The sequence below is a fragment of the Psychrilyobacter sp. genome, assembly GCF_037132775.1.
Classification (GTDB): Bacteria; Fusobacteriota; Fusobacteriia; order Fusobacteriales; family Fusobacteriaceae; genus Psychrilyobacter.
In genome coordinates, this window is sequence record NZ_JBAHZY010000026.1 from 1 (window position 1) to 10179 (window position 10179).

The window sequence follows — 10179 nt, forward strand, 5'->3', positions numbered from 1 at the left end:
ATTATTTCACTTTTTGTATTATTCATTCTTATCCTCCTAAATATCTTAGCCATTATAACCTACCTATAGGTCGGTGTCAATTTAAATTAATTTTTTTCAATGTTTGCTTTTCTGATCTCCATAGATCTCAAATAGAGGAGCCTGACATATTCATATTCAAATGGAGTTCCCAGACTGTAGTATTGAAAATCAATTTCACTTCTAATATCTACTGCCTGCACCCCTTTGATGGCTAAGTCTTCCCAAAAAGAACCGGTATAGACATTGACAGGGTCCAAAGGTACCCTTAAAATAAATGTGGTCAACAAAGAGCCTGCATTTCTTAGGTCACTTGGCCCTAAAAATGGAAGGATTAGGTATGGACCATCCTTTACCCCATATACCGCCAAGGTATCATTTAAGGTGATCTCGTGTTTAGGTATCTTTAGATGTGTTGCCACATCAAATAAACCTGCAACTCCGACTGTAGTATTTATAAAAAACCTGCTTATGCCTGTAAATACAGTTTTATAATCTAAAATTAATACTCCGTTTATTGTACTGATAGGTTCATATAAGTTACTAAAAAAATTTCTGACTCCAGTTCTGATAGTTTGTGGCAGGAAAAATTTATATGAATTGGATATAGGTAAAGCTACCCAATAATCAAATTGATAGTTGAAGTAGTATATCCTTCTGTTTAATGGTTCAAATGGATCGTATGCATCCATAATGTGAGATTCTCCATCATTTAAATGAAGCTTAAGACCCTTTACTATGAATATTTTTTCTGCTTCATCAGAAGAAACTTCTTCCTGCACCCTGACGTTGCTACAACCCATAAAAATCAAAGTTATTAAAATGAGTATTTTATTCATTTTAACTCACCTCTTTTAAGGTAATGGACCATAGAAACTATATTATCCTTATAGAACATATTTCCACAATGTCCCCCATATGGATAAATTTTTATTTTGCCTGCCATTGTTTCTTTTAAAAATTTCAGATTATCCGGTGTCAGTATCAATTCATCTTCATTGGTAATGACTGCAATATTTTTAGCATCTTTGAGATAGTTCTCTACAGATTTTAAACTACTATTCTCTATCATCTTCTCCATGGTTAGGGTCTTATCCAATTTTTTATATGTTTTAAATCCAATTCTCTCTATATAATTTTGAAAGTTACTGTAATTAATAGCACTATAATATTCACTCATACTTTGAAATTTGGTTATTTTTTTATTAGGGTCTGTATATACTCCACTTTTAGTCATGATGTCACTGATATAGTTGACATCTATGGATATAAACCTAAATGCAATACCAATAAGGATCTTTAAATCCTCCTTGCCCATATTTAATTGTTTAAACAATGAATAAATTGCAGCCTCATCTATCTTCATCTTTCCACTCTTCTGACTATACTGCATTAGACCTAAAATTATCTTTTGCAGTAATTGATCTAATTCTTCCTCATTTTTGAGATTATCATCCAGTAGATCATCTAAAATTTTTGCAGATTCATATAAGTTTACAGTGGGATTGACAGCAACGATCCTCTTAAAGTTAAAATGTTTTTTTCGGCTGTCTATCTCTCCTAAGACTAGGGCTACTGTTCCTCCAAGGCTGTACCCAGTAACATAAGTTTCCTTATACTGAATCTTATCCTTTACTTTATTCAGAGCTAACGCCATGATATCATATATCTCGTTGCTGTCCCTTTTCAAAAATCCAGGAGCATGAGTTTTAGAAGCCGAAATTATAAAATTATAATCAAAGCTCGTGGGAAGCATAATAACACTAAAGCCATTTTGATACAATATTCTACTCATAGTAAGCATCTTATAGGAATTGTATTTAGATCCTGTTCCAGCCAACAAAAATGTCAGGGGAGCTTCATGATCTTGAGCCATCAATCCAAATCGAAATCCATCTAAATACCATAGATTAGGTGGAGCACTACCACGATTTAAGTCTAGCTTTATCTCTTTAAAATTTGTATTTTTAAATGCTGCCATATCTTTAGTGGGTGTAGCTAAGACTGTTGCTAAATATGGATCTGTATATGGATAATAATACCCATAGCTCCATAAACTTATAATCATATATATTAATATTATTTTTTTCATACAAATTCATCCTTTTTTAATTTATTTTATCCTATACAGATATTTATTCTGTTCGAACCTCTAGTTTCCTTTTTCTAATCCCTTATTCAACCCATAGGGGTATTATTTTCAAGCTTCTTTAATTCTCCATGAAGCTTCTTATCATCTACTTTTTCTGATTAACATAACGATTCCTCCTACGGTTATTTTCTTCTCTTTTTTATTTGGGATAATCTTACCAGATATCATTTGATTGTGTTATCTTTTTTTTAAGATTATTTTATTTTATTTTTTATAAGAATATATGTTATTATGTTATTAAAAATAATAACATATATATTAAAAAATGGGAGGGAATACCGTGTTTGATTACCATATTCATTCAGAATTTTCTGATGATTCATCGGGAAAAATGAGTAAGATTGTAGAGGAAGTCATAAGAAAAGACGGGAAAAAGCTATGTTTTACAGAACATAAGGAGTTTAATTATCCCGATGAAGATATTAAATTTAATTTAGATTATGAGGGATATAAAAGAGAATTTGAAAGGATAAAATCTATCTATGGGAAGAAGATAGAGCTTTATATGGGTGTTGAGATAGGGATACAGGCAGAGGAAAAGAATATACAGGAGATAACCCAGTATACAAAAGAACATGAATTTGATTTTATTTTGGCATCTGCTCATTGTTTAGAAGGAGTCGGCTTATACGGGATGGATCCTAAAGTGAAAAATTTAGATGATCTTTTTGCTAAATATTTTCGTGAGATGTTAGATGTCTTTAAACATTTTAACAATTACGATGTAGTAGGACATATTGACTTAATAAGAAGATACTTTTTAGAGGCGCAAACCCATGAGCTAGGAGAATCTAAAGAGGTGTTGAGGGAACTTTTTACCCACATAATACAAGAGGGAAAGGGGATAGAGATAAATACTGGTGGACTTTTTTATGATTCATCTAGTATAAATCCTGCCTTGGATATAATTAAATTTTATAGGGAGATGGGAGGAACAATAATCACTGTAGGAAGTGATGCCCACATAGCCGAAAGGGTACTTAGTAACTATGAAAAAGCTATGGAGTATTTAAGGAATGCAGGGTTTGAATATGTGACTACTTTTGAAAAAAGAAAGAAGAAGTTTCATAAAATAATATAAAAAAAGCGACTCATAAGTAGATTTTGTACTTGAGTCGCTCTCTTAGAACCTTATAAATATTGAATTTTGTAAGATACCACTGTCAGAAATAAAGTCACATAAAACAGATTTTCTTCAACTGGTAAATTTAATTTATAATAGATAATCTCTTCTAATTTTTTTAGGTCATCGTCGTCAGCTTCTTTAGCAATTTCAAATATAGTTTTATTAAGTGAAGTTCTATTTTTATCTTCACTTAATATATCTTGGATACCCCTAGAAATAATATCGCTTAGATCAACATTTTGACCTTTCTCATCCATTAAATTTTTGATTTCAAGAGCATACCTTGAAATATAGTCTTTTGAATTATGGATGTTAAAATATGATGATTTTTTCTCAATGAAATCACTCATGTTAGAAATTTTTTCTTCAATTGCATCAATAGAGACAATCTCTAAGAGTTTATCATGTGTTTTTTCAAAGTGAAGGCTAACATTCCCATCGACTCCATTTAAAATATCAAGTAAGCCATCGTCTTTTAATTTTCTTAAAAATTTAGAAATTATTTTAATATCCATATCCATCTTATTGGCAAGATCACTGATAAATATATTATAATCCAATGTTTCATTTCTTAATGTTGGTGCAATTAATCCCCTTAATAGATTAAAAAAAGCTATATCCTGAGACATATTTTTATTCATTTTTCCACCATCCCGTTATTCTAAAACAATATATATTGAACTTAAATGTTTCTATTCACTCTATTATAATGATTTAACTATAATAAAGCAATAGTTATTTACTTCCTAAAACTAAAAGGTTGCTAATGAGTATACTCTAAATAAGATCAGTTTCCTTTTTTTTTTAACAATTATATTGTATAATTAATAAAAAACTATAAATGGAGGAAAATATGAAATTTTTGGGAGTTATTCCAGCACGATATGCTTCAACGAGGTTAGAGGGAAAACCTTTAGCCGACATAGGCGGTCATTCGATGATTGAATGGGTATATAAGCGTACCCTATTATCTGATCTGGACATGGTTGTTGTAGCAACTGACGATCAACTTGTATATGATAAAGTAAGATCCTTTGGAGGAGAAGTTGTTATGACCTCTAAAGATCATCCCAACGGAACTTCTAGAATAGCTGAAGTTGCAGAACTTTATAGTGATTTTGATGTTATTATAAATGTACAGGGAGATGAACCCCTTATAGAAAAAGAGATGATCAATGCTCTGATTGCTCCATTTTTAAAAGATCCTGATTTAAGCATGGCTACCTTAAAACATAGGATGGATGGGATAGAAGAGGTTGAGAATCCAAACAATGTAAAGGTAGTTACAACTAAAGATGACTATGCAATTTATTTTTCTCGGTCGCCTATTCCATACCCGCGAGAGTTGGATATGAAAAACTATTTTAAGCATATAGGAATATATGGTTATAGGAGAGATTTTGTTATCAAATACTCACAGATGGCTCCGACACCTCTAGAGATATCGGAATCACTGGAACAACTTAGAGTTTTAGAAAATGGTTATAGGATAAAAGTTTTGGAGACACCCTATAAAATTGTAGGAGTGGACACCAAAGAAGATTTAGAAAAAGTCAGAAAAATAGTGAAAGAAAACAAGATTACAATATAATTTTTATTATTAGTGAGTAAAAAAGATGAACCCTATATTTTATAGGGTTCATCTTTTATTTTACTTCAACTAATCTTTCCCAAGACATATTGCACTTTAATACCTCTAAGATTTTAAATGCAAGGTCACTTTTTTTCATTTGTGGTATTTCTAAAACATTTTTTTCCTTGTCAATAAAGAATACTTCGTTGCTGTCATTTCCAAAAGCACTGGTAGAATTAGCAACTATCAGATTTAGATTTTTTTTATCTAATTTTTTCATGGCATTTTCAATGAGATTATCTGATTCAGTCGCAAATCCAATGAGAATCTGTTCTTTTTTTCTCCTACCCATCTCCATCAATATATCAGGATTTCTAGTCAATTCAAAGACCAAATCTCCATCTTTTTTCTTGATTTTAGAGGTTGAATATTCCTTTATTCTATAATCTGCCACAGCAGCACAGCCGATGGCAATATCCATTTTTTTAAATTTAGTAAAGACAGCCTCATACATATCAACAGCACTCTTTACAGGTATAAATTCTATTCCACTTGGAATTTCAAGATTAGTAGGGCCACTAACTAAGGTAACGTTAGCTCCTAATTTAGCACTTGCAATTGCCAGGGCATAGCCCATCTTACCTGTAGACCTGTTACTCAGATATCTGATAGGATCGATGGCTTCTTCAGTAGGACCAGCTGTAATCAAGATATTTTTCCCCTCTAAAAACTTCTCCATTTCTAAAGATTCAAAGTAGTTATTTACAATATCGACTATATCAGTTTCTTTTTTTAGTCTTCCCTTGGCTATCCAGTCACAGGCAAGGAGACCTGAATCTGCGTCGATAAAATTATATTCATATCTCTCTAATTTTTTGATATTATCTTTCAGGATGGGGTTGTTATACATATTTACATTCATAGCTAGAGCAAAATAAGTAGGAGCACAAGTTGCAGAGATAACGGTAGAGAGCATATCGTCAGCTATACCATTTGCAACTTTTCCAATGATATTGTATGTAGCAGGTGCTATTAAAACTAGGTCAGCCCAGTCAGCCAAGCCTATATGTTCTACATCTATGTTTGATTTTTCTGCCCACATATCGACAGCCACTCTGTTTTTAGACAAGGTTTCTAAGGTAAGGGGAGTTATTATTTCAGTAGCATTTTTGGTCATGATCACCTTTACATCATATCCATTTTTCTTTAGAAGGGAACAGATATTAGCAGATTTATAGGCTGCAATCCCTCCGGTAATTCCTAATAATATATTTTTATTTGTTTTCATAGATATGTCTTGTATGATAAATATATAGGTTTTTATCATACCCTCCTTTAATTATGATTATATATATAATCCTATATGTTATATGTTATATGGTTTCTTATTTTACTGTTAATTTTAACTTCTAAACTTTCACGTGATCATAAATTCATACAAATCTGTTTCACGATTATATTCATTAAGTATAACACACTAAAAAATAAAATTAAATTTGAAAATTGAAACTTTCATTAGTCTTTTGTCCGAGATTATTTGATTGTTTTAATAGAAACAATCATTAAATATAAAAACAAATTCTTATTTCTTCTACTTTCTTAATTAAAAATTGAAGATATCATTCTTCTTATATAATTGTAATTTTAATTCCTCATATCTTTTTTTAAATTTATATATGTTTAATCGATATTTTTCAAAAAATAAATGGTTATATAATATTTCTTTTAATAACTCAAAGTCTTTTCTATTGTTTTTATAATAATAATAATAATATTCTTCTAAATCAAATTTTTTGAATGCTTCTAAATAATTAGAATGATCAGGTATCGGGTAAAAAATATTAATATTTCTATCGAATAAAATCTTTAAAATATAATGATATTTATGCTTAGAAAAGTTTAAATTATAATGTCTTTCTATAACTCCATAATTAACTGAGTTATTCATTTTCCCAAGACCATTTGCGTTTTTAAAATTTTCAATTTGTTTAAATCTTTCAGATATTTTTGAATGATTAAAAACACCATTAGTAGGTGAAAGTTCACTAGTTTTTAGTGATGAAAGAAATACTGATGGATATTCAAACAATAGTTCTCGATCATCTTCATTCAAATCTGAATTATCGTCAAAAACTTTATCAATTTCTTTTATGAGTTCTTCAAATAGAATATTTTCAAATGTTAAATTATCTAAGTCATATAAAAATTCTAATATATTAATATACTTAGAGCTATCATCATCTGTTATAAGTTTCTTTATAACTTTTTCTCTTGTACATCCTAATTTATATATTTTTTGAGCAATAAAAAATTCTTGCATAGATTTATGACTCCATGTATAATTATTACCTACTTTTTTAAATAACGGTACTTGTATTGTTAGGTTTTCTATAAGTTTCATTGAATCAAATTTTTTATTCAAATGATTTTTAACTTTTTCTAACCGTTCGGTCATTTCTAATAACGTAAATTGTAATTTTGTGCTATTTAAATCTAGGACAGAAAATTCTTCTAATACTGCTCAAAACTCTAAGTTATTTAACTCTATTTCTCTTACAAATGCTTCTTTACTATTAGAATCATGGGCTTGGTAAAGAACTTCAAAAACTTGATTGTAATATTCCAATTTCGTTTCAGGAATATTTCTTTTAAATGAATACGCTTCATACAATAGAGAAGCTAGTAATGGAGTTTGTAGAAAATCTTTCAATACATCATGATTTTTTTCTATTTCTAAAATTAATTCTTCATACATTTTTTTATCATTTATCATATATTTTTTTAATAAACGCTTTGCCTCTAAAATAGTTAGTGGCCTTATTCTATATTTTAAATAACTTGCAAAAGTAGATAATATATTCTCTGGTCTGGAAGTTATTATATAATAATTATCACAATGAGAATGAGAAGTATCCTTTATTTCCCTTGCGATTCTACTCTTATTCTTTTCAGGAATTTCATCAAATCCATCAAAAAATATTATCAATTTCTCATTTTAAAGTAATTCAAGTAATTCGTTATTAGTACTGTTATTTAAAACTTTTTCATTTATCAATTCTAAAATAGAACCATTTTCATTTAAATTCCTCAATTCTAAAAAAATAGGTATATAGTTTGAATTTTCAAAGTTGTTACTTTTTATATAACTTGAAACTAAAAATTTTATTAAAGTACTTTTCCCCATACCTGCATCATCTTCAATTAAAATTCTATTTCTCTCCAAAAAAATTGAAAAATCAAAATATCTAATAGTTATTTCTTTAGAATTACTATTAGATACTAATGTCAATGGTTCATATAAATCCTCTAATTTTTTTCCACCTTGTCGTTTTAAGGCTAGAGGTGCTATGTATCCACATTCTAAAGTTATTTTTTCTAAATATTTTTTAATATTTTTTTCTAATTGACTTATAAAAATTAAGCCCATATTTCATACTTTCAGTTATTATATCTTTATTTTCGGTTAAAACATCCATTATACTATTGTCCAATTTTAATCCTCCTCATACATATCTCTTAATTGAGATTATACTGTATTTTTATATAAAAACAAAGCACTATAAACACACTATTCAATTGCCAATGTTCATCAAAATAATACTCCATTTGTTTCTTTGAATATAGTAGGGGGAAAGAATGGTTTTCACTGATGAACCACGACCCTTACAATATTAGTTAAAATGTATTTTAATATTAGTTTTACTTAATTGTGGAATTTTCATATTTAATATCCTAAAAGGACAAGAGATTTTTGGGTTTGATTGCTCGAGATTGGTGGCAAATAAAAGTCAGAACCTAGTCAGAGCTTAGTCAGGCTCAAGAAAAAAGTTACTTCCGCTCCTCTTGCAAAGTTTTAAATCCTTCTTTATTGATTTGTGAAAAATGTGTGAAGTAATTGTTCCCGTCTTCTGCCAAAATAAATCCAAATCCTTTATCATATTAAACTATTTAACCGTTACTTTCAACATATATGTTACCTTTGTAAAATTTTAATACAGATAAGGTTTTCTTGGAAATCCATTTAACTTTAAATACAATTCAATGATTTCTTAACCAATGAAGCTCTTGTATGACCATCTGTTACTATTAAGTGGTATCACAAGTGTTGTAAAAAATAAAGTTTTATCTCAATATTTTAAAAAGGCAAGCAGATAAACTGAATCTATTTATTATTTTTAGTTGTGTCATTATGACTTTTAAGACTGTAATCGGTTTTATGTGAGGTCTATAATGATTAAAGTCTAAAATTGCTTAGAAATGATAGTTCCACAAATAGTTATTTTGACACTTTCGTATCATATCGTTAAATTTTCAGAGTATAAATGTTACTAAAATATAATAGACGCGGGTTCAGTATTTCTCACTTCTATCATGAAATCTACGAGGTGGTGCGTTTGACATGATATACTAGCACTTTTGTTATTTTTGAAGTGTTGCATTTAATTTTACAATCTAGGAAGGAAAGAAGTTAAATTGTAGTATATCTAAAATAGAATATGTTATAAATATAAGATGGTTTAGAATCAAGACCCTTTTAATCTAATGGGGTTTAAAGCAAGGAGGGATAGCAATGTATATAGACAAGAAATTTAACGATCTATTGGTAGGGCAATATAGTCAATTGTCCCAAGATATTTGGGTTTTCCTTGAAACAAGAGAAAGTTTAATCAAAATGGAAACGGCTACATATCTTAAAAAACCTGCAGTCACTGCATTACAAAAAGACTTAATAAATAATTTTCCATTAGAAAATCATGTGAAATTAACCAGGTTTAAACAACTTATCGGTGCAATGGTAAGGGATATTTTATTTGATCATGGATATGTTATTCAACAACATGAAATAACTGTTAATCCTTCCGATCTATTTGTAAAGGCAAGCAGATATAAAAAAATTGTAGGGTAAAAAAAACCTTTAAAAAGGAAGAAGTAAAAAAGATGTCTGGAATTTAACTAGAAGAAAAAATAATCATTATTAGGAGGAGAAAGATGAAAGTTGCAGTTTTTATGGGTGGAACATCAACAGAGAGGGAAGTATCACTAAAAACAGGAAGTGCAGTATTAAGTAGCTTAATAAAACAGGGTTACGATGCATATGGCGTAGATTTAACAAGTGAAAACCTAGTCACACCATTTATTGAAAATGAATATGATATAGCATTTTTATCTCTACATGGTGGGTGTGGAGAGGATGGAAGGATTCAAGGCTTACTTGATCTTTTAGGAAAAAAATATACAGGGTCTAAAGCAGCTCCAAGTTCAGTTGCAATGGATAAAAATATAACTAAAAAGATAGCAGGTAGTTTGGGA

At 29.4% G+C, this 10179-nt stretch carries 10 protein-coding genes and 2 pseudogenes; 4 read left to right on the plus strand and 8 right to left on the minus strand.

Annotation, left to right across the window (positions count from 1 at the left end; all coding sequences use genetic code 11):
* Nucleotides 1–86: 86 nt before the first annotated feature.
* Nucleotides 87–857, minus strand: a complete 771-nt coding sequence (locus V5784_RS01580) for a VacJ family lipoprotein (protein WP_336887296.1) — start codon at nt 855–857, stop codon at nt 87–89.
* Complete coding sequence (locus tag V5784_RS01585) at nt 854–2110, minus strand: serine/threonine protein kinase (RefSeq protein ID WP_336887297.1); 1257 nt, start codon at nt 2108–2110, stop codon at nt 854–856. The genes V5784_RS01580 and V5784_RS01585 overlap by 4 nt, the downstream gene beginning before the upstream one ends.
* A gap of 340 nt (nt 2111–2450) precedes the next feature.
* On the opposite strand from V5784_RS01585, the gene V5784_RS01590 reads away from it, so the two are divergent.
* Entirely contained in the window at nt 2451–3251 is an 801-nt protein-coding gene (locus tag V5784_RS01590) for a histidinol-phosphatase HisJ family protein (protein WP_336887298.1), read from the plus strand.
* 50 nt (nt 3252–3301) lie between these two features.
* Here the strand turns inward: V5784_RS01590 and V5784_RS01595 are convergent, their stop codons facing one another.
* A complete protein-coding gene (locus tag V5784_RS01595; RefSeq protein WP_336887299.1) occupies nt 3302–3937 on the minus strand; it encodes a hypothetical protein in 636 nt (211 codons plus the stop codon).
* Nucleotides 3938–4149: 212 nt separating this feature from the next.
* Here V5784_RS01595 and kdsB point away from each other — a divergent pair, with 212 nt between their 5' ends.
* Complete coding sequence (kdsB, locus tag V5784_RS01600) at nt 4150–4887, plus strand: 3-deoxy-manno-octulosonate cytidylyltransferase (protein WP_336887300.1); 738 nt, start codon at nt 4150–4152, stop codon at nt 4885–4887.
* 55 nt (nt 4888–4942) lie between these two features.
* Here the strand turns inward: kdsB and coaBC are convergent, their stop codons facing one another.
* The 5 genes and pseudogenes from coaBC to V5784_RS01625 all read right to left on the minus strand — a co-directional run.
* Entirely contained in the window at nt 4943–6196 is a 1254-nt protein-coding gene (gene coaBC / locus V5784_RS01605; protein ID WP_336887301.1) for a bifunctional phosphopantothenoylcysteine decarboxylase/phosphopantothenate--cysteine ligase CoaBC, read from the minus strand.
* Between the two features lie 276 nt (nt 6197–6472).
* The gene (locus V5784_RS01610; RefSeq protein WP_336887302.1) at nt 6473–7189 is read right to left on the minus strand and encodes a hypothetical protein; all 717 of its coding nucleotides are present in this window, start codon (nt 7187–7189) and stop codon (nt 6473–6475) included.
* Nucleotides 7190–7390: 201 nt separating this feature from the next.
* Entirely contained in the window at nt 7391–7855 is a 465-nt protein-coding gene (locus V5784_RS01615) for a hypothetical protein (protein WP_336887303.1), read from the minus strand.
* A 9-nt stretch (nt 7856–7864) separates the two neighbouring features.
* The gene (locus V5784_RS01620) at nt 7865–8296 is read right to left on the minus strand and encodes a hypothetical protein (protein ID WP_336887304.1); all 432 of its coding nucleotides are present in this window, start codon (nt 8294–8296) and stop codon (nt 7865–7867) included.
* A gap of 413 nt (nt 8297–8709) precedes the next feature.
* A pseudogene (locus V5784_RS01625) lies at nt 8710–8837 on the minus strand (cold shock domain-containing protein); the annotation flags it as partial.
* Between the two features lie 602 nt (nt 8838–9439).
* Here V5784_RS01625 and V5784_RS01630 point away from each other — a divergent pair.
* Together V5784_RS01630 and V5784_RS01635 are read left to right on the plus strand one after the other, a co-directional pair.
* Complete coding sequence (locus V5784_RS01630; protein WP_336887305.1) at nt 9440–9775, plus strand: hypothetical protein; 336 nt, start codon at nt 9440–9442, stop codon at nt 9773–9775.
* Nucleotides 9776–9858: 83 nt separating this feature from the next.
* A pseudogene (locus V5784_RS01635) lies at nt 9859–10179 on the plus strand (D-alanine--D-alanine ligase); the annotation flags it as partial.

Bases quoted from the DNA above. Each gene is read 5' to 3' on its own strand.
- V5784_RS01580 (WP_336887296.1), bottom strand. From the start codon at position 857: ATGAATAAAATACTCATTTTAATAACTTTGATTTTTATGGGTTGTAGC.
- V5784_RS01585 (WP_336887297.1), bottom strand. From the start codon at position 2,110: ATGAAAAAAATAATATTAATATATATGATTATAAGTTTATGGAGCTAT.
- V5784_RS01595 (WP_336887299.1), bottom strand. From the start codon at position 3,937: ATGAATAAAAATATGTCTCAGGATATAGCTTTTTTTAATCTATTAAGG.
- kdsB (WP_336887300.1), top strand. From the start codon at position 4,150: ATGAAATTTTTGGGAGTTATTCCAGCACGATATGCTTCAACGAGGTTA.
- coaBC (WP_336887301.1), bottom strand. From the start codon at position 6,196: ATGATAAAAACCTATATATTTATCATACAAGACATATCTATGAAAACA.
- V5784_RS01610 (WP_336887302.1), bottom strand. From the start codon at position 7,189: ATGCAAGAATTTTTTATTGCTCAAAAAATATATAAATTAGGATGTACA.
- V5784_RS01620 (WP_336887304.1), bottom strand. From the start codon at position 8,296: ATGGGCTTAATTTTTATAAGTCAATTAGAAAAAAATATTAAAAAATAT.
- V5784_RS01630 (WP_336887305.1), top strand. From the start codon at position 9,440: ATGTATATAGACAAGAAATTTAACGATCTATTGGTAGGGCAATATAGT.